The organism is Turicibacter faecis (assembly GCF_037076425.1).
Taxonomy (GTDB): domain Bacteria; phylum Bacillota_I; class Bacilli_A; order MOL361; family Turicibacteraceae; genus Turicibacter; species Turicibacter faecis.
Map to the genome: position 1 here is coordinate 2010456 of NZ_AP028127.1, position 21824 is coordinate 2032279.

20 protein-coding genes, 1 tRNA gene and 3 rRNA genes are annotated in these 21824 nt (G+C 38.9%); 3 read left to right on the forward strand and 21 right to left on the reverse strand.

Going from position 1 to position 21824, the window contains the following annotated elements; all coding sequences use genetic code 11:
- Positions 1-448: 448 nt before the first annotated feature.
- The 14 genes from AACH31_RS09735 to AACH31_RS09800 form a co-directional block, all read right to left on the reverse strand.
- Positions 449-601 carry a hypothetical protein gene (locus AACH31_RS09735; RefSeq protein WP_338617539.1) on the reverse strand — a complete coding sequence of 51 codons (153 nt, stop codon included), beginning with the start codon at positions 599-601 and terminating at the stop codon, positions 449-451.
- A gap of 236 nt (positions 602-837) precedes the next feature.
- Positions 838-1080 carry a DUF2922 family protein gene (locus AACH31_RS09740; protein WP_338617541.1) on the reverse strand — a complete coding sequence of 81 codons (243 nt, stop codon included), beginning with the start codon at positions 1078-1080 and terminating at the stop codon, positions 838-840.
- Positions 1081-1100: 20 nt separating this feature from the next.
- On the reverse strand, positions 1101-1307 hold the full coding sequence (locus tag AACH31_RS09745) for a DUF1659 domain-containing protein (protein ID WP_338617543.1): 207 nt from the start codon (positions 1305-1307) through the stop codon (positions 1101-1103).
- A gap of 1884 nt (positions 1308-3191) precedes the next feature.
- On the reverse strand, positions 3192-4022 hold the full coding sequence (locus tag AACH31_RS09750; RefSeq protein WP_338617545.1) for a GIY-YIG nuclease family protein: 831 nt from the start codon (positions 4020-4022) through the stop codon (positions 3192-3194).
- A gap of 1379 nt (positions 4023-5401) precedes the next feature.
- A complete protein-coding gene (locus tag AACH31_RS09755; protein ID WP_338617547.1) occupies positions 5402-5947 on the reverse strand; it encodes an Ltp family lipoprotein in 546 nt (181 codons plus the stop codon).
- A gap of 133 nt (positions 5948-6080) precedes the next feature.
- Positions 6081-6983, reverse strand: coding sequence for an N-acetylmuramoyl-L-alanine amidase (locus tag AACH31_RS09760; RefSeq protein ID WP_338617549.1), 903 nt, complete (start codon positions 6981-6983; stop codon positions 6081-6083).
- On the reverse strand, positions 6983-7417 hold the full coding sequence (locus tag AACH31_RS09765) for a phage holin family protein (RefSeq protein ID WP_338618110.1): 435 nt from the start codon (positions 7415-7417) through the stop codon (positions 6983-6985). Before AACH31_RS09765 ends, AACH31_RS09760 begins: the two co-directional genes overlap by 1 nt.
- A 207-nt stretch (positions 7418-7624) precedes the next feature.
- On the reverse strand, positions 7625-8110 hold the full coding sequence (ssb, locus tag AACH31_RS09770; RefSeq protein ID WP_338617551.1) for a single-stranded DNA-binding protein: 486 nt from the start codon (positions 8108-8110) through the stop codon (positions 7625-7627).
- Between the two features lie 2 nt (positions 8111-8112).
- Positions 8113-8475: a hypothetical protein gene (locus AACH31_RS09775; protein ID WP_338617552.1), complete on the reverse strand. Its 363-nt coding sequence runs from the start codon at positions 8473-8475 to the stop codon at positions 8113-8115.
- 34 nt (positions 8476-8509) lie between these two features.
- A complete protein-coding gene (locus tag AACH31_RS09780) occupies positions 8510-8689 on the reverse strand; it encodes a hypothetical protein (protein ID WP_338617554.1) in 180 nt (59 codons plus the stop codon).
- A 4-nt stretch (positions 8690-8693) separates the two neighbouring features.
- Entirely contained in the window at positions 8694-9569 is an 876-nt protein-coding gene (locus AACH31_RS09785; protein WP_338617555.1) for a rolling circle replication-associated protein, read from the reverse strand.
- A 190-nt stretch (positions 9570-9759) separates the two neighbouring features.
- The gene (locus tag AACH31_RS09790; RefSeq protein WP_338617556.1) at positions 9760-9972 is read right to left on the reverse strand and encodes a hypothetical protein; all 213 of its coding nucleotides are present in this window, start codon (positions 9970-9972) and stop codon (positions 9760-9762) included.
- 14 nt (positions 9973-9986) lie between these two features.
- Positions 9987-10313 (reverse strand): hypothetical protein, encoded by a 327-nt coding sequence (locus AACH31_RS09795; RefSeq protein ID WP_338617557.1) that lies wholly within the window; start codon positions 10311-10313, stop codon positions 9987-9989.
- Positions 10314-10336: 23 nt separating this feature from the next.
- Positions 10337-10567 carry a hypothetical protein gene (locus AACH31_RS09800; RefSeq protein ID WP_338617558.1) on the reverse strand — a complete coding sequence of 77 codons (231 nt, stop codon included), beginning with the start codon at positions 10565-10567 and terminating at the stop codon, positions 10337-10339.
- Positions 10568-10904: 337 nt separating this feature from the next.
- Here AACH31_RS09800 and AACH31_RS09805 point away from each other — a divergent pair, with 337 nt between their 5' ends.
- The gene (locus tag AACH31_RS09805; RefSeq protein WP_338617559.1) at positions 10905-11525 is read left to right on the forward strand and encodes a helix-turn-helix domain-containing protein; all 621 of its coding nucleotides are present in this window, start codon (positions 10905-10907) and stop codon (positions 11523-11525) included.
- A 60-nt stretch (positions 11526-11585) separates the two neighbouring features.
- A complete protein-coding gene (locus AACH31_RS09810) occupies positions 11586-12959 on the forward strand; it encodes a recombinase family protein (protein WP_338617560.1) in 1374 nt (457 codons plus the stop codon).
- A 24-nt stretch (positions 12960-12983) separates the two neighbouring features.
- Here the strand turns inward: AACH31_RS09810 and AACH31_RS09815 are convergent, their stop codons facing one another.
- The 7 genes from AACH31_RS09815 to AACH31_RS09845 form a co-directional block, all read right to left on the reverse strand.
- Positions 12984-13391: a hypothetical protein gene (locus AACH31_RS09815; RefSeq protein ID WP_338617561.1), complete on the reverse strand. Its 408-nt coding sequence runs from the start codon at positions 13389-13391 to the stop codon at positions 12984-12986.
- Between the two features lie 278 nt (positions 13392-13669).
- Positions 13670-13743: transfer RNA gene (locus AACH31_RS09820), tRNA-Gly, on the reverse strand.
- Between the two features lie 11 nt (positions 13744-13754).
- A 5S ribosomal RNA gene (gene rrf, locus AACH31_RS09825) occupies positions 13755-13863 on the reverse strand.
- A 173-nt stretch (positions 13864-14036) separates the two neighbouring features.
- Positions 14037-16932 (reverse strand): 23S ribosomal RNA (locus tag AACH31_RS09830).
- A gap of 92 nt (positions 16933-17024) precedes the next feature.
- Positions 17025-18541 (reverse strand): 16S ribosomal RNA (locus AACH31_RS09835).
- Together the 16S, 23S and 5S rRNA genes with 1 tRNA gene alongside form the textbook arrangement of a ribosomal RNA operon.
- A 442-nt stretch (positions 18542-18983) precedes the next feature.
- Positions 18984-19835: a DegV family protein gene (locus tag AACH31_RS09840; RefSeq protein ID WP_161832428.1), complete on the reverse strand. Its 852-nt coding sequence runs from the start codon at positions 19833-19835 to the stop codon at positions 18984-18986.
- Between the two features lie 27 nt (positions 19836-19862).
- Complete coding sequence (locus AACH31_RS09845; RefSeq protein ID WP_161832429.1) at positions 19863-20729, reverse strand: DegV family protein; 867 nt, start codon at positions 20727-20729, stop codon at positions 19863-19865.
- Between the two features lie 372 nt (positions 20730-21101).
- On the opposite strand from AACH31_RS09845, the gene AACH31_RS09850 reads away from it, so the two are divergent.
- A complete protein-coding gene (locus AACH31_RS09850) occupies positions 21102-21737 on the forward strand; it encodes a YigZ family protein (RefSeq protein ID WP_161832430.1) in 636 nt (211 codons plus the stop codon).
- Positions 21738-21824 lie beyond the last annotated feature (87 nt).

Genomic DNA, 21824 nt, shown 5'->3' on the forward strand with positions numbered 1-21824 from the left:
GAAAAGGCTAATGATGCACGTGCATGATTAGCCTATCCACCTTCTTTTACTTTCTTTGGGGAAGATCTAGGTTATTACTTTGTAGCGGGATGATTCTGTTCATCTAAATCTATCTTTAAATATTTAACACAAGTGCGGTTAAGATAATGAGTGTTATATTTATTTCAATCATTATTTTTAAATAGTATCCCGCTACATGGAAGTTCCCCCTTATATACGCATACCTAAAACATGGGATTGGTACTGCCCCACTACGCCAGTAGCAAGGCAAGTAACAAGACCTTTAGTTTTAGGGCATCATGGTTTACTGTCTTTGGGAAAGAAGACATCAGTTATCACATGGTAGCGGGATAGTTATGTTTATCTAAATCTTTTCTTAAATAATTAACACAAATACAGTTAAGACAATGAGCGTTATATTCATCTGAAGTGTTATTTAAAAACTCACCTAATTCAACAATTCAAACGTTTGTTCTAGTAATTGATAATACTCTTCTTCCTCCTGACCGTGAAATTCCCCATTCTTAATTAATAAAGATTTTAATAAAATCAATGAATCTAGTCTTTCCTCAAATAAGATTTCTTTTTCTGTTCTATTCAAATTTATCACCTCATATAACCATACGCCAAATAAAGGTGATTTCCTTTTTTTATTTTTACTTTTTGAAGAAAATGAAAAAAAACAGCAGTCGTTTATCGACCACTGCTTTTTATAATAATGTGATATATGATAGATGTGTTGCCTAATGGCTTATTTATTTTAGCACAGTTGTAATCACACTACTACACTTTTTACATACCAAAAAAAGCCACTCCCTTCGAAATGGCTTTTCCCTTTTACATAAGTGTAATATCTTCAACTGTTTTAGTTGTTAGATACGCCCCCGCTACTGATGCAAACTTTAAGTTCGGATCTAGTTCATTCAAGACTAACACGTTGCTATCAATGACGTGATTCATGAAATCTAAAATCTTGTCATTCGTTAAGTTCGCCGTTGGGTTACTTACCTCAATCGTGCGAGTCTTATTTTCAGTGTCTTTAAATTTACAAGTAAGTGTGTAAGTTTCTTCCATAGCCATTTTTCATTTCCCCCTTCTCATTAAAGCATACGGTAGTCAGCAACTACGTTTTTCGTGTTCGCCCCTGATGATAAAGCCACATACTTCTGTGCAAACTCCGTCAACTCCTCGTCTGTCGTGTCTAATCGCACGTTAGAAAACGTCTTTGCCTTGATGATGTCCTTCCCCTCGTCATCAAGCCCCACATTCAAATAAATTGATAATCGACGGTCATAAATATCATTCATACTATTTCCCCACTTTCATTATTGTTTAGGAGACTTTATCCCCCATAATTCAATTATATCCGCGTTTGCACTTTCAACAAAGGGCACATTCTGACAAAATGCTTCTTCCATTGTAAACAATTTCATGTTATAATTTAACCATCCCAAATTTAATATATATAACTCCCAATACCAGACATCCTCTCCCAAATTAGATGTCTGGTTTTTTATTGATAAAAGTTGAAAAATAAACAGATCGCCGTGCGTTCTATTCATCCCTTGATTAACAATTAATCCCCTCAACTGTTGGTGGGTCACCAGCAACTATTGAGGGGATTTTTCTTTTCCCGCTTCTAGTAAACACCTCCCTTCAACAAATAAACTAACCAACAAGCCCACACGCCCTACTTTAGGGCGTCTATGGATTGATGGTTAGTTCATGTCTTAATTGTAGCGGGATAAATCAAATAAGAAAAGGCTAATGATGCATCAACATGATTAGCCTATCCATCCTCTTTTACTCTCTGTTGGGAAAATCTAGTTTATTACTTAGAAGCGGGATGATTCTGTTCATCTAAATCTGTCCTTAAATATTTAACACAAATGAAGTCGAGATAATGAGCGTTATATTTATTTCAATCATTATCTTTAAAATAGTATCCCGCTACATGGAAGGGACCTCCTTACATATGCACGCCTAAAACATGGGATTGGTACTGCCCCACTACGCCAGTAGCCAGGCAAGTAACAAGACCATTAGTTTTAGGAGGAAGTTGAAGAAATATTTTTCTTTGTAGCGGGATGATGGTGATTATATAAATTCATATTTTATATCGTTATGATATAAAGGCAAAGATACCAAAACCACATAAGTTCATGTCGTTTTGGTTTTCTTATTGTTCTTGCTACATTGATTTCTTTCTTAATCAGAAGATACTGTTTAGTAGTTCGAGTAAATAATGGTTCAGGATCTACCGTTTACGGATTAAGACTGAACCGTTATTTACGGACTTGTGTTTAGATTTCTATTGATGATAATAAAAGCCCCAATAGTTGCCTTGCAACCGTTGAGGCTTTGATCAATTTCTAGGTACTAAGATTTAGTCTTTGATTTGAGAGAATAATATCCCGCTACTATGAATTACCTTTATTAAATACAGCAACTAAATAGTCAAGCCCCCTAACCTCACCATACGGCTCGTATGTGAGTGGGAGGATTGAATATTTAGTGATTACTTTGTTTTAGAATGAAAAATACGATAAGAAAAGGCTAATGATGTGTTGACATGATTAGCCTATCCATGAATTGTTATGTTTTTCTATCGGCATTGAAGTTTGATTAGTTCTTGTAGCGGGATGCTTATGGTTAGTCAAATATTCTCCTGTTAATGAGAGCTGATTATCACTTATTTTAAATAAATTGAATAATCTTAGAAATTCATGCCAATAACATTAGAGTGCTACTTCCCTTAGCATGTATAGAAAACTTACTTTCTACTCTTCCTTATAATTAGATATTTAGATTCATTTAAACCCTAATCGTTGCTCCCCCCTGCAATCATTAGGGCTTTTTTCATACTTATACATATTTTTTAATGATGAAAATGTCAGGTCATTTCCCGCTACTATGAATTACCTTTGTTAAACACACCAACTAAATATCGGGCCCCACCCCACCCGCCATATGCAATATGCGGGTTACTCGGTGGGATTGATAATTTAGTGACTCTTTCTTTTGGGGATAAGATTTTATCTTCCTTTGTAGCGGGATACCTATGGTTATTTCAATCCCCTTTTATATCTTTCTCACAATGATCATGGATACCACCACCTCATTCATGTCGTGTTGGTTTTCTTATTTGTTTAATCAGAAGATTATCAATGTAATTTAATCCCACATTTTTCTTAATTACTGTTATAACCAAAAATCCTAGTTTGCAATGTTTCTTTCCACCATGATTCCCTTTCTAAGATGATATGGTCATCTACCTTAGCATTATAATTTTCAAGAATAGAATAGTAAAAGTTGTTTTTGATGTAATTAATACCTTTCTTCTCGACTAATTCTATCAATTCTTTATTTCCACCATGACCATTTGATATATAACTTCTCCATCGTTGTAATAGCATTCCATAATCACTAGTAGCAGAACCTACATACATTTTCCCATTTTCTTTATCAGTAATTAAATACACTGCCTTTTGATTTTCTAATGCTGCAATCCAATCTCTCTTACCATGATTTAAAACTGCCTCCAATTGTGGATAGGATAGTCTTACTTTATCATATCCTGGAAAATCATTACCCTCAAAAACAGTCGGTAATATTTGTTGAACTTCTAAATCATCACATATTTCCCCGTAATAGCGTCCTTGTTGTTGGGAAGTCTTGCGATATTTAATAACTACTCGTCCAAAATAAGATTTATATTGCTCTAACTCTTCACCTTCATAGTTAATCGCGTCATAGACATCTAAATCTTTTGTAACCCTTTTAATGGTGGTAAGTAACCAAGTGTCATATGATAGCTTTAATAAACATACAGCAATCTGACCTACCTGAAAATAACGGGTTTTACTTCTCCAAAATAGCCATTGATTATTAACGATATCTGGATTTTGTTGATATAAGTGCATAGGATCTTGATAACCATTGGATTGATTAAATCTTATTTTAACATTTCTATATTCCTCTTTACTAAAATGAAGTAAGTCATTAAGATAGATTTTTTTCACTTTTTACCACTTCCTCTAAATATAAAAATATTGCTCATAAATAAATTATAACAAAATTTCCCTTTAACTAATGTGAAGTAAGTTAATAAATCGTAAATTATTTCTATTATATTTTACTACTTTGCTAGAAAATGAAAAATAAGAGATAGAATTAGAGTACTATTTGTAGCAAGATTCTTTTAGTTAATAAGATGACCGATTTAGCTAGTAGCACCTTAAAATCCCGCTACGATGTGCCCTCTTTATTAAACAAAAACAACTAAACATCCATCGCCTGCGCCCGAATATCGAAACGATATTAGGCAAACTGGCAAGATTGAATGTTTAGTGACTGATATATTTCAGATGAAAAATACAATAAGAAAAGGCTAATGATGCACTTGCATGATTAGCCTATCCATAATTATATTGCTATTCCAGCCTAGCGATCTAACCACGACACCCCCAGGAGCCGACTGGCGAGTTGGTGGAATGGTTAGGAATCGCGTTGTTGGGGTTAGGAGAAATGAATGTGGCTTATAGATGAAGGTTTTCTTGTTTAACAAATCCCATCCCCCTAAGGAATGGCACCATTATATCTGATAGACCGTGTAGCAATTATTGAAGCGGGACATTGTTTAAATATTTTTATCTCATTTCTATGAATAAAATTCACTCTTTTTACCAATAACGATGTTGTAAGTAATTTGCTTACACCCCCTAAAATTTTTTAATTACAAAACTCTTCCTAAATTTCTCATATCACGAAAGACGTTTATTCCCCCATAAACGTCTTTTATTATGTAGATATGCCCCTAATGAATAAATGTAGCGGGATATATCCATACTGGAATATGAGTTTGAGAACTTTCCACCAAAGGCTACTCTAAAAAATAATATCTTTCATTAAACAACTGCTTCCAGTACACGGAACCAGTTGTTTTTAATTCGGTATGAAAAAAAGCAAATAGATCGGCACGCCGAACAATTTGCTTTACATTACTGATTTATCCCGCTACTCACATCAATCCTTATCTACCCACTATAAAGGCACTGGCACACACCGTACGTGAGTAGGTGGCCATAAGTGACTTGAATATTTAGGGAGCTCTGTTGTTATATAAAGCGGGATAAGAAAAGGCTAATGATGTGTAAACATGATTAGCCTATCCATATTTTTTTACTCTCTTTGGAAAAAGAGATTTTAAGTTATTACTCGGTAGCGGGATAAAAATAAAGGATTTAACGTTCTTTTTAAACCCCTATCACCAAAAAAGCCATCATTCTATAACATAAAATGAATAGATTGCTAAACATTCTATTCATCCCCTATTACAAATCCCCCCCTCAACTGTTGAAATCAACGATTGAGGGGGGAATTTGTATAAAGATGGTTAACTTTACTCTAAATTATCAATGGCGTACTGCGCCTCTTCTTCAGTAAATTGTTCCCCATATTGAGACGTTAACTGATCATAAATTGCATTCGGAGACATCGCCATCTCTGATTGATAGATTTTAGCCTTGTTTAAGGCATTTTCTTTATAATCTGCTTCTAAATTATCTACCGCATACTGAGCTGCTTCCTCTGAAAATTTATCTCCATACTCTGATGTTAACTGTTTGAAAATACCTGCTTTAGACATATCCATATAGTCACTATAAACCTCCGCTCTTTTTAATGCCGATTTATACTCAGTTGGGACGTCCTGTTCCACCTTATTTTCATCAATTGTTGCCTCTATCCCTTGGGAATCATCTTGCTTATCTCCTTCTCTTACTTGTTCAGTTCCAACACTCTCCTGTGTTTGAACGGTCGTGTTATCGTAACTGTCATTTTGATTATTGTCCTCCGTATCTCCAGAAGCTAACACGCTAATACAAACAATAAGTGCAGCTACCCAAAACCACCATTTTTTGTAAAAAGGTTTTTTTACTTTTTTCATAAAAACACACCCTTTCAACCAAAGATACTTTATCTTATGCTCTGTGCCGATACATGTGACTAAAAATAAAAGAGTTTTCTTAATCAGTAATTATTTAAAGATTTATCTAATTTTTTCAACATAAAAAGAGCCGTTAGGCTCTCTTTTTGACGTATTTGGTGTTCATGCTGATGTAACCCGCACCTGACTTTAATTTTCCAAGTCCGTTTTCCTCTTCAACGATTGTAAAGACTTCCCCACGTGTAACAGTTCCAACTATTTTAGAATTAAAATCGGGGTGTTGCCTGATGTTCAATGAGTCACAGATGATTTCCACTAGGAATGGTACCTGGGTATTCGCAGTAGCCTCTCCTTCAACTTTCTCCACATCATCTGTATACACCCACGACATGATATCCGACAATAGAATTTTATTTCCCGCTACCTGATTCACCTCATAGATCGAACCCTTTACAAACCACGCCATTTCCTCACCTGTTGCGTACTGTTTTGCCGATTCCTTTACCCGAACCTTATCGCCCACCTTAATCTTCGTTTCCCCACCACTACTTCCGTTCATAAAATCCTTTACCATATTAACAAAGGAGGCCCATCCCTTATCAAGAGTACGATGTGGACAATATTTCTTACTAAAATCCTGATGTTTTTTTACTTTATCAACAGACCAACCACGTTCTTTTAATAAGAATGCGATAAACTGGGCTGCATTCTTTTCTGCATTTTCAAATCTTGCTCCACCTGACTTCGAATAACAGATTTCCACCTGAATCCCTTTCCGATTTCCATTTCCAATAGAGCCATCACCACACGCCCAAGCGTTACGAGTTACTGGTAACCCCTGCACCACTTCTTTATCGTCTACCGCATAATGAAATGATACTTGATTATTATTTCGTATCATATAGGCTACTTCATTCTCTGCTGATGCATCATTAGATGTATTATGAACAACCACGAACTGTGGATCCATCTGATACGGACATTTGATACTGTATTTATCTTTTGCGACTAAATTCCTTTTTACGATATATGCCATTACTCTTCCCCCTCCAATGTGTTTCGTAATCGTTCAATAAAACGTGTAATAAAACGTGGTAAAGGTACGCCGACCTCACCTAAATTTTCAAATAAACTGACCAACTCAAACAATCCAAAGAAACACAACATGACATGACTTAAACGAATATGTGCTTCTTCTAATTTAAATACAGCTAATAGTTCATCCGGAATGAGCGAGACAAAATCAACCTCTACAAGAGAATCCACCACAATGAAAACTAATAGCGCCAACAAGACACCCGCCTTCCGAATCAGACCATTTGTTCCAATAGTAGAATTAATCCCCCGACCCATAGCGATCGCTTTAAAAACTCCACCTAAAATATCACAAATCATCAGAAACACAATAAGCGTCATCCCTCCTACTGGTATCATAATTTCATGCGAAAAGACCTCTACTACTTTCGTCATAACCACTTCCCTCACCTCCTATCTTAATTTAATTATAAAGCCATTTACGCCCTCAACAAACCTCACCCCTAAGTCCGATTGTATGTGTACGACATATGGCTAAACGGTTAAATAAACTTGAAAACTCGGGGAGTTTTCACAGCAGACAAAAACAAATTCCGTACGGACCAAAAAACGATGTTAGATAACCAACCATTTACCGATACCCTAAAAAGGAAAATCGTCATCGCTAACATTAACTGTTGTTCTTCCTGCCATCACCGTTGCTGTTTGAAAAGGACTTTGATAATTAGCCGTGTGAAAAGAGTTAGACGGATTCCCGCTACTTATATTCTGTTGGTAATTCCCCATTGTTCCTGATTCAGGAGTAGTACTTCTTTTCGATTCTAAGAATGTGAAGCGATTGATAACAACCTCAGATACCCATTGACGACTCCCATCCTTCTCGTAACTTCTAACTTGTAACCTTCCTTCAACACCTATCAATGCCCCTTTTTGGACATACTTTGATAACGTCTCCGCCGTCTTATTCCATGCTACACACGTAATAAAATCGGCTTGTTGCTCTCCATTCCCATCCTTAAAGGTACGATTCACCGCTAGGATAAACTGAACATACGCCGAACCCCCACTACTTTGTTTCAATTCCATATCCTTAGTCGTCCGTCCAACTAACACAATATTATTTATCATCTTTACGCCCTCCAATCGTACTTTACACCCCAACACTCATCCAATTTCCTCACATAATACGCAATCTGATGCCTATTCAGATACTCCTCAATCTCATTCAACTGGCACTCCGTGTAACAATAAATATCGCCTTTCCTCTCGTGTTGAATACAAATTGACTCCTGAGTAAAGAAAGACATCTCCGTGTCTACCCGCTTCGGACGTTCATTTTCAATTTCTAATTCATCAAAAACTTTTCTAATAGAGCGATCACGAGTTATAGCCCCATTCCTCACACGGTTCAGACCATAATAATCAAGATTATACCTTTGTGAAAACTCCTTCACCGTCAATTGATTTTTTTTCAAATACTGTTCAAAATCCATATAAAAAGTTCCCCCCTTCTTATTTCGGATATGATTAATATTGTTTACTTACATTCACACGTTCCTGCAACCTATCGCAATATCGTGCACAGAAATCGGCACGGTTTCGTTGCTCCATTGCCACTAATTCATTATCCTTCAACAGCTTTAATATGCGTGACGTCTCGGCTAAAATTTCTAAATCAAACGATGTTAATAATTCTAAATATGTCATACTCCTATCTCCTTATCCTTTGTTTTTTACTCTGCATTCTTGCATAGATATAAAATAATCCATTCCAGTCGTTGTACCTTATCTCCACTTCTTTAAAGTTGTAGTTCGGGTATTCACGCTCTAACCGCTCACCAATACTATCCTGATTTAAGATCATGTCCATGACTTTTTTCCTGCTTAACTTTGTTCTATTTTTTCTTGGTTTAGGTAAGACCAGATTCCCTTTACTGGAACCCCACCGTTTCTTTCCTTTCAACCGAATGCTCTTTCTCTCTTTAACCATATACTCACAAATTCCGATAAAGTTTTCATCTTTGTAATAATTGAGTGTTTGGATATGAGAAAATCCGAGTCCCCATTTTGACTCCACTTCTTGTTTACCGAGTTCGTTATCCATCACTAAATGAAGATGCAACCTTTCCGACTCTTCGATGATATAAATATACTTCGCATTCTCTAATCCCTTTTTCTTTCTTGCTCGGTTAATCCGTCTAAAAAAATTCTTACATAACTTTTCAGCTACTTCTAAACTTTCGGGTTCATCTTTAAACGTGAAGGTACACCAATAATCCCCCGTATGAAAATTTTCATGAATTAATCGAAACAACTTTTTCTTTGCATGACGATCATTCAAATTCTTCTGACATTCACGGCTCTCCCGCTTCTTAGTTTTAAACCTCATAATCATATCTGGAATCTGCTTTCTAAATGACGGATAAATCTCTACTTCAAATTGATTCCCTGATTTAATCGTAGCAGTTGTATATGCTACACCCCTTTGAGGCTTAACAATCTCACCTAATAATTCCCCCGTTAATTCATTAAATGATTTATCATAAAAATTTTCATAATCGTAATCATCGAATACTTTCCCTTTCATCACATTCCCCCACTTATCCACATACATTCGACAAATAAACTGTGTGTACGACTTGTTAATACCTTATACAAGCCCGCTAAAGGGATGAACCCCCCATTTTGTCGAATTATAAATCTCTTATGCTTTACTCATGATGAAAGTTGGTAAAAGAAAAATGAAGCATCTCACCACTTCATTTTTCTATGTCAAACTAAACAGATTCATTAATTATCCAATCCGCTACCCTCATAACGGAAGAATCCAGTTTAGTCATAATTTTAATATCTTTAGTAACCGCCCCAATCCAACAGTCGTTTCGATATTCCATTGTAGCAATTTGTTCCCCATTAAAAATAATCTTGTATCCTGTAACGACTCCTCGCTCATTAACCTCATATTCCTTAAATAAAAATCCCGCTATCATTATGACTCCCCCTATTAAACGATTTTTAATTTTTCCCCGACAAATGTTTTTTCCATTAATGATTCACAACAATGGCATCGAATACTTTCTAAATCAAATCCTGACCTCAATTCATAACCACAGTTACATCTGTATAAAAAATCGTGTGGCTTATCTTTGATACAACTAATTTCCGTTACCACTTGATACTCACGGTTTCGATACCACAAGATTTCTCTTCCCCCATCGTATGTTTGAATTCCTAACTTTTTTAAAGCCTTGCTCGTATCAAGAGATCGGTACCCATAATTCGTTAATGAATCAGAGAACTCTAAAACCCCTAACGGTGTATTTACCTTCATCGTATTCCCCTCACTTTGTCCCCTTATTTGTTATCGTTGCTTTTAATCAACGAATCAGAGAAAAAAATATCGAACATCTCGTCTTTCGTTAGGTCCAATTTATCCATGATTAATTTAATTTCTTTCCTTGAAAAACTGTCGGGTTTTCGCATTTTTGCGTAAATAAAACTACGATTAACCCCTAATAATGTTGCAAATTGCGTTAAATTCATCCCTCTTAAACCGATATAATACTTCAGTAAAGCTACATTCATATCTTTTCCCCCTATTTTGTTCGTTGCTTTTAAACAACTCAATCATATACCAAACTTTTACTTTAATCAATAGGAAAACGCTTATTTTTTCATAAATAATAATATTTTTGTTAAATTAAGTAATATAATAAATTATTTTTAAAAATTTTGTCTTCCCTTTATTGTGTATTAAAGTCAACAATATGTATCTATTATTGTATAATATCGCTCATTTTTGGAAAAAATAACTTTAAATCAACATAATCTGTTGATTTAACACAACACACATAGTATGATTAGAAAGGGGATGCTTCTTATGAAAGGTATTTAATACAAAAAAGGAGTGATCTAGTAGCTTATGAGCAGTATGGAAGTCAAAGACATCATTAGAAAGCGAAGACTTGACTTAGGACTATCCTATGCCGAACTCGGAAAGATTTGTGATGTTGATAAAACAACAGTAAGAAAGTGGGAACTCGGTCTTATTGAAAATATGAGACGTGACAAAATGGTTCTCCTTGCAAATGCGATTGAAGTTTCCCCACTGGTTCTCCTCGGTGTTGAGGAGTATGTTCCCGATGATGAACAAATGCCGTCTAATGGAAAAGTAAAAATCTATCAGGAGTTATATGCAAATAAATTTGAAAATGAACTCACTGAAATAGATAATCCTTACCCCAATAAAAACGGTCAATTCTTTGGATTAGAAGTACAAGATGAACAGTTAAATTTTCTTAAAAATCTAAAGGTATACGCATTATTTAAAAAGCAGAACACAGCAAAAAACGGTGAGGTCGTAGCCGTCACCGTCAATTCAGAAAAAGCAGTTATTAAAAGATATTATAAGTTTGATGATGTTATCGTATTAAGAGATACGACAAATGAAGAATGTGAGCCTATAACATTAGTAGGTGACCAAGTGAAAGGAATTTGTATCTTAGGAAAATTTGTGGGGGTTATTAGTCCTTTTATGGATTAATTAATGGTTAGAGGATTCGGGGTCTTTTGGACCCTCCCTTAATATTAAGGAGGAATTATGATGAAGGTAGCATTGTACGCTAGGGTATCAACGGAACAGCAAGTTGACAATTTTAGTATTCCTTTACAAAAGGAAAGAATGAAAGCGTTTTGTTTATCTAAGGGATGGGATGATATTCAGGAGTATGTAGACGGTGGGTATAGTGGTTCTAATCTTAACCGCCCTGCTCTTCAACAGTTAGAAAAAGATATTAAGTCAAAAAAAGTTAATGTAGTTATTGTTTATAAACTAGACCGATTAAGCCGTAGCCAACGAGATACGCTCTACTTAATAGAAGAAATGTTTCTTCCCAATAACGTTGAATTCATTTCTATATCGGAAACGATAGACACCTCCTCTCCATTTGGAAGAGCCATGATCGGAGTTATGTCGGTATTTGCTCAGTTAGAGCGTGAGACAATCACCGAACGACTTCGAGGCGGGCGATTAAAGATGGTAAAAGATAAAGGTCTATGGGCGGGAGGTGCTGATGCGAGTCCGTACGGCTATACACGTCTTGAACGTGGTGAACTTGTTGTAAATGAATTTGAGAAAAAACATATTATTCGAATATTTGAAGAATACGCGGTTCTAAAATCCTACATCAAAGTTCAACGAAAATTACAAAAAGAAGGATTCCCTGAACTCCGCCCTCAACGAATTACTGCCCTTCTTAAAAACAGACTCTATATCGGCGAGGTATCCTTTGCTGGCGAGTGGTATAAAGGGGCCCATGAGCCGATTATATCAGTTGAGCTATTTAATGAAGCACAACGGGTTAATGAGCATTTCAAAGGCTATAACTTTGGAAAAATAAAAAATAATGTATTCAGACAAAAGGTTTTTTGTGGATGTTGTGGTGAACCTTATCTCTCGTATTCAAAAACTGAGAAACTAGCCGATGGCTCTAAATCAACCTACTACTATATGGTCTGCCGTAGACGTAAGATGCCTCGCTATTATGATAGTAAATGTATGAATCGTAATTTAAAAAGAGCGGATTTAGAAAATGAGGTATTCAGACGAATTAAAGGTCTAGAAACAAGTAACGAAATTGACTTTAATAAAAAGAGAAATAGCCCTCCTGATAACACCAAAAAAATAAAAGAGATTGACGATAAAATCGCAAAACTATTAGATATGTATCTTGAATGTGCTATCCCAAAACAAACATTAGATGCAAGATTAGAAAAATTAAATGTTGAGAAAGAAAAACTAACAAACGCTCAGACAAAAGAATCCGATTATGAAATTACTACGATGGAGGAATACATCAAAAATGGGATTCCTGATTTACATCAATGTGACTTAGATACACAAACCGCTATTGTTGACATATTTGTTAATAAAATCATTGTCATGCCAGACGGTTTAAAAATCATCTGGAACCAATAATATCAACGTTTTTAAGCTGTCGAATCATTTCGGTTTTCGTTGACTGGCGATACAAACCGCCCAAATCATTCCAATTCCTGAAGAGTTCAATATTCCTTTTGCAAAATCAGATGCTCGTTGTTGTAAAAAGGATAACTGGAAATCTTGATTTAATATCTCCGATTTTTCTGTAATTGGAGCAGGTATGATTGAACGATATAGATATTGTGCATCATCGATCATTTTAAAATCCAAACACTGTCTACAGTATTTAACCGGCTTCTCTTTATAGATAAAGGTCGCAAACCAATCCTCTGATTGATTTAAACAACGTTCACAACGTTTTCCCTGAATCCCTTTGACTCTGACAACTTCACTTTCTTTAATAATCCCCTGTTTAAATAATTCTAAATATTCATCCTCTAACCATTCCCGACCACTGACATCTATCATGAAAACACCTCCATCATACAATACGATGAGTAGAGACAAAATCCTTTTTTAAAATTTATAATAATAAAAAAAACTCCCATTCACTTATGAATTAGGAGTTCGCATCCATTTTCTTGTCTGGCAACTCTCTCATCACAGTGGTAAAGTTCAATAACCGTTCATTACCCTTGTGATTCCTCAGTTCTTTTCATTTTCCGCCTATGATAACCGCTCGTTGTTGCCTTTCCTTTAATTCTCGATAAATAAAAAAACACCCCGAAGGATGTTAATTGGCTATTTGGAGCGGGTGAAGAGAATCGAACTCTCACAGTCAGCTTGGAAGGCTGAAGTTCTACCATTAAACTACACCCGCATTTATTTATGGCCTAGCGACGTCCTACTCTCGCACTTGCGTACTACCCTCGGCGCTAAGGAGCTTAACTTCTGTGTTCGGTATGGGAACAGGTGTGCCCTCCTTGCCCTTATCACTAGACCTTCTGTCAGATCTTATCAATCTCACAAAACTAGATATCTTCTGCTTACTTCCTCTTGTCCGGCAACTCTCGCATCACAGTGGTAAAGTTCAATAACTGTTCATCACCTTCGTGATTCCTCAGTTCTTTTCACTTTCTGCCTGTGATAACCGCTCGTTTTTGCCTTTCCTATTTAGTTAAGTCCTCGATCGATTAGTATCAGTCCGCTTCATCTGTCACCAAACTTCCACTCCTGACCTATCTACCTCGTCGTCTTCAAGGGATCTTACTTCTTTCGAATGGGAAATCTCATCTTGAGGGGGGCTTCACGCTTAGATGCTTTCAGCGTTTATCCCTTCCACACGTAGCTACCCAGCTATGCTCCTGGCAGAACAACTGGTACACCAGCGGTGTGTCCATCCCGGTCCTCTCGTACTAAGGACAGCTCCTCTCAAATTTCCTACGCCCACGACGGATAGGGACCGAACTGTCTCACGACGTTCTGAACCCAGCTCGCGTACCGCTTTAATGGGCGAACAGCCCAACCCTTGGGACCGACTACAGCCCCAGGATGCGATGAGCCGACATCGAGGTGCCAAACCTCCCCGTCGATGTGAACTCTTGGGGGAGATCAGCCTGTTATCCCCGGGGTAGCTTTTATCCGTTGAGCGACGGCCCTTCCATTCGGTACCGCCGGATCACTAAGCCCGACTTTCGTCCCTGCTCGACTTGTAGGTCTCGCAGTCAAGCTCCCTTCTGCCTTTACACTCTTCGAATGATTTCCAACCATTCTGAGGGAACCTTTGGGCGCCTCCGTTACTCTTTGGGAGGCGACCGCCCCAGTCAAACTGCCCACCTGACACTGTCCCCTGACCAGCTCATGGCCACGGGTTAGAACCCCAGTAACACAAGGGTAGTATCCCAACAGCGACTCCTCCAAGACTGGCGTCCTGGTCTCTTCGTCTCCTACCTATCCTGTACATGTGTCACCAGTGCTCAATATCAAGCTACAGTAAAGCTCCACGGGGTCTTTCCGTCCTGTCGCGGGTAACCTGCATCTTCACAGGTACTATGATTTCACCGAGTCTCTTGTTGAGACAGCGCCCAGATCGTTACGCCTTTCGTGCGGGTCGGAACTTACCCGACAAGGAATTTCGCTACCTTAGGACCGTTATAGTTACGGCCACCGTTTACTGGGGCTTCAATTCAAAGCTTCGCTTGCGCTAACCTCTCCTCTTAACCTTCCAGCACCGGGCAGGCGTCAGCCCCTATACATCACCTTGCGGTTTAGCAGAGACCTGTGTTTTTGATAAACAGTCGCCTGGGCCTTTTCACTGCGGCTTGCTTTCACAAGCACCCCTTCTCCCGAAGTTACGGGGTCATTTTGCCGAGTTCCTTAACAAGAGTTCTCTCGCTCATCTTAGGATTCTCTCCTCGCCTACCTGTGTCGGTTATCGGTACGGGCACCTAATAAATTATCCCTAGAAGCTTTTCTTGGAAGCGTGACATCAGCTGACTTCACCCTTTCGGGCTTTCGGCATCACAGCTCAATGTTTCGCCATGCGGATTTGCCTACATGACCACCTCACTGCTTACACGTGAATCCATTCACACGCTCAACTTAGCCTTCTCCGTCACTCCTTCAGTTTATTAAGTGGTACAGGAATCTCTACCTGTTGTCCATCGGCTACGCCTTTCGGCCTCACCTTAGGTCCCGACTTACCCAGGGCGGACGAGCCTTCCCCTGGAAACCTTAGGCTTTCGATGGATAGGATTCTCACCTATCTTTCGCTACTCACACCGGCATTCTCACTTCTAACCGCTCCACAGCTCCTTCCGGTACTGCTTCTCCGCTGTTAGAACGCTCTCCTACCACTGACACTTCGTGTCAATCCGCAGCTTCGGCGGTCCGTTTAGCCCCGGTACATTTTCGGCGCAGAGTCACTCGACTAGTGAGCTATTACGCACTCTTTAAAGGATGGCTGCTTCTAAGCCAACCTCCTAGTTGTCTGTGCATCTCCACATCCTTTTCCACTTAACGGACACTTGGGGGCCTTAGCTGGCGGTCTGGGCTCTTTCCCTTTTGACCATGGACCTTATCACCCACAGTCTGACTCCCGATCATATCTATCTGGCATTCGGAGTTTGATTGAGATCAGTACCCCGAGGTGGGGGCAGTCACCCATTCAGTGCTCTACCTCCAGTAGACTCTTATCGAGGCTAGCCCTAAAGCTATTTCGGAGAGAACCAGGCTATATCCGTGTTCGATTGGAATTTCACCCCTAGCCACAAGTCATCCAAGCACTTTTCAACGTGCTCTGGTTCGGCCCTCCAGTCAGTGTTACCTGACCTTCAGCCTGCTCATGGCTAGCTCACACGGTTTCGGGTCTACAACATCGTACTCCTCGCCCTATTCAGACTCGCTTTCGCTTCGGCTCCGTCTCTTCAACTTAACCTTGCACGATATCGTAACTCGCCGGTTCATTCTACAAAAGGCACGCCATCACCCTTTAACGGGCTCTGACTAGTTGTAGGCACACGGTTTCAGGTTCTCTTTCACTCCCCTTCCGGGGTTCTTTTCACCTTTCCCTCACGGTACTGGTTCACTATCGGTCACTAGGTAGTATTTAGCCTTACGAGATGGTCCTCGTTGCTTCCGACGGGATTTCTCGTGTCCCGCCGTACTCAGGATCCCTTCCCTGCTTCACACAATTTCACCTACGGGACTCTCACCCCCTCCGGTTGGCCTTCCCAGACCATTCGGCTATCATGTTCAGTCATTTCTGAAGGTCCTTCTACCCCGGATTACTCCGGTTTGGGCTCCTCCCTGTTCGCTCGCCGCTACTTGGGGAATCGATGTTTCTTTCTTTTCCTCCAGGTACTTAGATGTTTCAGTTCCCTGGGTCTGTCTCCTCTATGGCTATTGATTCACCATACGGTGCTAGCGTATGACCACTAGCGGGTTTCCCCATTCGGATATCCCCGGCTCTTTGCTTACTTACAGCTCCCCGAGGCGTTTCGCCGTTTGTCGCGTCCTTCTTCGACTCCTAGTGCCTAGGCATCCTCCGTGCGCCCTTTATTACTTAACTTTTCTTCTTCAGAAGATATCTAGTTTTCAAAGATCAATTCTAGGAAAATCGAAATTCTCCCAAAACTAAACAGAACGTCTCTTTCTCCATAGAAAGGAGGTGATCCATCCCCACCTTCCGGTAGGGATACCTTGTTACGACTTCACCCCAATCATCTACCCCACCTTAGGCAGCTCCCTCCTTGCGGTTAGGCCACTGACTTCGGGTGTTGTAAACTCTCGTGGTGTGACGGGCGGTGTGTACAAGACCCGGGAACGTATTCACCGCGACATTCTGATTCGCGATTACTAGCGATTCCAACTTCATGTAGGCGAGTTGCAGCCTACAATCCGAACTGAGATTGGCTTTATGAGGTTTGCTCCACGTCACCGCTTCGCTTCTCTTTGTACCAACCATTGTAGCACGTGTGTAGCCCAGGTCATAAGGGGCATGATGATTTGACGTCATCCCCACCTTCCTCCAGTTTGTCACTGGCAGTCTCGTTAGAGTCCCCATCTCACTGCTGGCAACTAACGACAGGGGTTGCGCTCGTTGCGGGACTTAACCCAACATCTCACGACACGAGCTGACGACAACCATGCACCACCTGTATCCATTGTCCCCGAAGGAAACCCTCTATCTCTAGAGGCGTCAATGGTATGTCAAGACCTGGTAAGGTTCTTCGCGTTGCTTCGAATTAAACCACATGCTCCACCGCTTGTGCGGGTCCCCGTCAATTCCTTTGAGTTTCAGTCTTGCGACCGTACTCCCCAGGCGGAGTGCTTAATGCGTTAACTTCAGCACTGAGGTTCGACCCCCAACACTTAGCACTCATCGTTTACGGCGTGGACTACCAGGGTATCTAATCCTGTTTGCTCCCCACGCTTTCGCGCCTCAGTGTCAGTTACAGACCAGGAAGCCGCCTTCGCCACTGGTGTTCCTCCATATCTCTACGCATTTCACCGCTACACATGGAATTCCACTTCCCTCTTCTGCACTCAAGTCAACCAGTTTCCAATGACCCTCCACGGTTAAGCCGTGGGCTTTCACATCAGACTTAATTAACCACCTGCGCGCTCTTTACGCCCAATAATTCCGGATAACGCTTGCCACCTACGTATTACCGCGGCTGCTGGCACGTAGTTAGCCGTGGCTTTCTCATAAGGTACCGTCAATTGATAGTCATTTCCTCCTATCACCTTTCTTCCCTTATAACAGAATTTTACAACCCGAAGGCCTTCTTCATTCACGCGGCGTTGCTCGGTCAGGCTTTCGCCCATTGCCGAAGATTCCCTACTGCTGCCTCCCGTAGGAGTCTGGGCCGTGTCTCAGTCCCAGTGTGGCCGTTCACCCTCTCAGGTCGGCTACGCATCGTCGCCTTGGTAGGCCTTTACCCCACCAACTAGCTAATGCGCCGCAGGCTCATCCATCAGTGATGCCAGGAGCATCTTTAAACTTTCGTCCTATCCGGTATTAGCGATCGTTTCCAATCGTTGTCCCCGTCTGATGGGCAGATCACCTACGTGTTACTCACCCGTTCGCCGCTTCCCACCGAAGTGGTTCGCTCGACTTGCATGTATTAGGCACGCCGCCAGCGTTCATCCTGAGCCAGGATCAAACTCTCCATAATTGTTTGTTTCCTTAGCTTGCGAAATTTCTTTCGCTAATGATTCTCGACGTTCTGTTTAGTTTTCAAAGAACTTCTCTCGCCTTTTGGCGACTCATTTATCTTACCATATTCGACTTTTTCTGTCAAATGTTTTTTATCTTTTTTTGTAAGATTTCTTGTCTGCCTCTCTCGGCGACTTTTCTAGTTTATCATGTTCAACCGTTTCTGTCAAACACTTTTTAACTTTTTTTATTTTCTTTTTCATCGCCCTTTTGGCGACTCGTCTATAATAGCATTCTAGAACTTTATTGTCAATCAGTTTTTATAAAAAACATAAATATTATACTAGTATTTTTTCTAAAGACCTTTCTTTTGTTAAATGGATTCTTCATCTTATGATTAACAAAATGCCCTACGGACTAGACAAGAAACCTAACCGTAGGGCACCTCTTATTCGTTATGATTAATCATGTTTTACCCAACCGATTGCCACTGCACCTGGTCCTCCATGGACAGCTACAACTAAAGAAATTGGGTAAATTTTAATTGTATGATTTGGATAGACTGCTTGTAACTCTGTTTGAACAAGTTTAGCCCCTTCCTCATTACCGATATGCATGACAACTAGTTGATAATCTTCGGTTAATTGTGCTTCCTTTCCAATTTCAACTAATCGTTTAAGCGACTTTTTAAAAGTACGAATCTTCTCAATCGCCTGTAACGTTCCATCCGGCTTCATTTGACAGATCGGTTTAATCTGTAAAAGACTTCCAAGAGCCGCCTCAACGTTAGACAGACGCCCTCCCTTACGTAGGTTAGTTAAATCATAAATTGATGCATAAAATTCACTATTTTCACGCATCATTTCTAGATAACTAAGAATTTCAGAGACACTTGCCCCTTCTTTTGCCTTTTTAGCGGCATTTACTGCAAGCATTCCTTGGGTATATGTCACGGTACGTGAATCAAAAACATGAATATGCTCCGGATTTACCATTTCAGCACATGTCTTAGCAGTTTGATGACTTCCGCTTAATTGACTTGAAATATTAATGTGGATGATATCCTCATAACCTTGTGCAAATAATGATTCATATAATTCTATTGTTGCTCCTGGTGATGGTTGTGAAGTCGTAGGTAAACCATCATAGTTTTCACAACGCTCCATAAACTGTTCTACCGACATATCTTTAAACTCTCGATATGATTCTGTGCCAAAAACGATTGAAATATAATTTACATGTATATCAAATTCTTTTAACTCTTCTACAGGAATACATCCCGTACTATCTGAAACGATTGCTATTTTAGTCATATCTTTTTACCTCCCAAATAATTACCATTAAATTTCGTAATGATCAGGCATCCAGCAAGCTCCTACTCCGCCTCTTCCAAAATGGATGGCCATTACAGGACCAATTTCATTTCCAACGTGAACTTCCACTTGATCTCCACATGCCTCTTGCATTAATTGCTTTAACTCATTTGCGCCCTCTAATGCATTTACATGCGTAATTCTTACAATTTGTTTACCTGAACTTTTAACATCTTCGCGTAACTTCTCCACAATCCATTTAAAAACACGCTTCTTTGTTCGTACCTTATCAAAAACATCTAATTTTCCATTCGATAGGCCAATAATCGGTTTTATATTTAATAGGTTTCCTATACTTGCGGCCGTTTTTGAGAGGCGTCCAGTACGAACCAGAGTATTTAAATCATCTACATACAAATACATTGGACCATGAGTTTTATAAAATTCAACAACATTAATAATTTCTGAAAGATTGCTCCCAGACTCTAAAAGTTGGCATACACGTAAAACGATATTTTCTACTCCAATTGATGCCGTATTTGTATCAATCACTTTAATTTTGTCTTGCGCCCCCTCGACCATTGTACTAGCAATTCTTGCAGAATTCACAGTCCCGCTGACATTATTTGTGCAGAATAACCCTAAAATATAGTCGTATTCCTTAAGTAATTTTGTATACAATTGGACAAATTCTTCAGGAGCAGGTTGAGACGTTGAATAAGTTGCCCCTTCATCAATCATTTGAAATAATTTTTTATTATTTATTTCCTTTTGTTCGGCATATGCCTTATCATTAACAATTACGTTTAAATATCCATAATAGACATTTGGGTAACGTTGCAAATCGGCCGCCGTTAAATTTGTAAGACTGTCTGTTACAATAGCTACTTTCATAATCCACCTCTTTATTATATCTTTTCATTATTATACCATAAACAATATTCCCTTAAAGAAATGACTTTCACAATGTTTAGTTTTATATTCAAATCTTTTCTTTAATTTTAATGAAAAAACAGAAAAAGTCAACTGTAGCAGTACATTCATTCTAATAAAAAGAATACGATTGTTATTAATCTATTTTAATCAAGGATTTAATGAATGGGAAATTTCTTGTCATTCTAATAAGATCACATTTTTAATAAAATATCCTTCATACTTTTCCCCCTTTCCTAGGGCTTATTCACCAATGTCTAATTTTTAACCCTTATCTTTTATTAAAGAATCTCTTTTATGTTATAATTAAAGCAAACTAATTGAGGTGATATATTGGAACATTATTTAATGATTGCACATGACGGACAACATGAAATTATTGTTGAAAAATCACGTTTTATTTGTCATGTTAAACGTGTTTATACTGATCAGGAAGCAGTAGAGTTTATTAAAAAAATTAAAAAAGATCATTGGAATGCTACTCACAATTGTTCCGCTTACCAGATTGGTGACTTTAACGAAATTCAACGTTCAAATGATGATGGTGAACCGAGCGGTACTGCAGGTATCCCGATGCTTGAGGTATTACGAAAGCAAAATCTTAAAAATTGTGCCGTTGTAGTGACTCGCTATTTTGGTGGAGTGAAACTAGGCGCCGGTGGTCTAATTAGAACTTATGGAAAATCAGTTTCTGAAACAATAAAGACACTAGGTCTTGTTGAAAGAAAAACAATGAAAACAATGTTTATTAACACTGACTATAATCTCCTTGGGACACTCCAAAACCGTTTAGAAGGGAGTAACTATCTCCTAAGCCAAGTTCACTATACCGATAAAATATCCTTAGAAGTTTTAATCGATATAGATAGTGAAGAACAATTTACGTCTTGGATAGTCGATATTACACATGGTAAAGCAACAATTGTTGCAGGCGAAGTTTCCTTCAAAGAAATCCCTTATCAACCTTAAAACAAAAACCATAAACAAGATGTACCTCTATCCTCTTTATAACCTGATGAGGAAAGTATAACTACTCGTTGTTTATGGTTTTTTTTT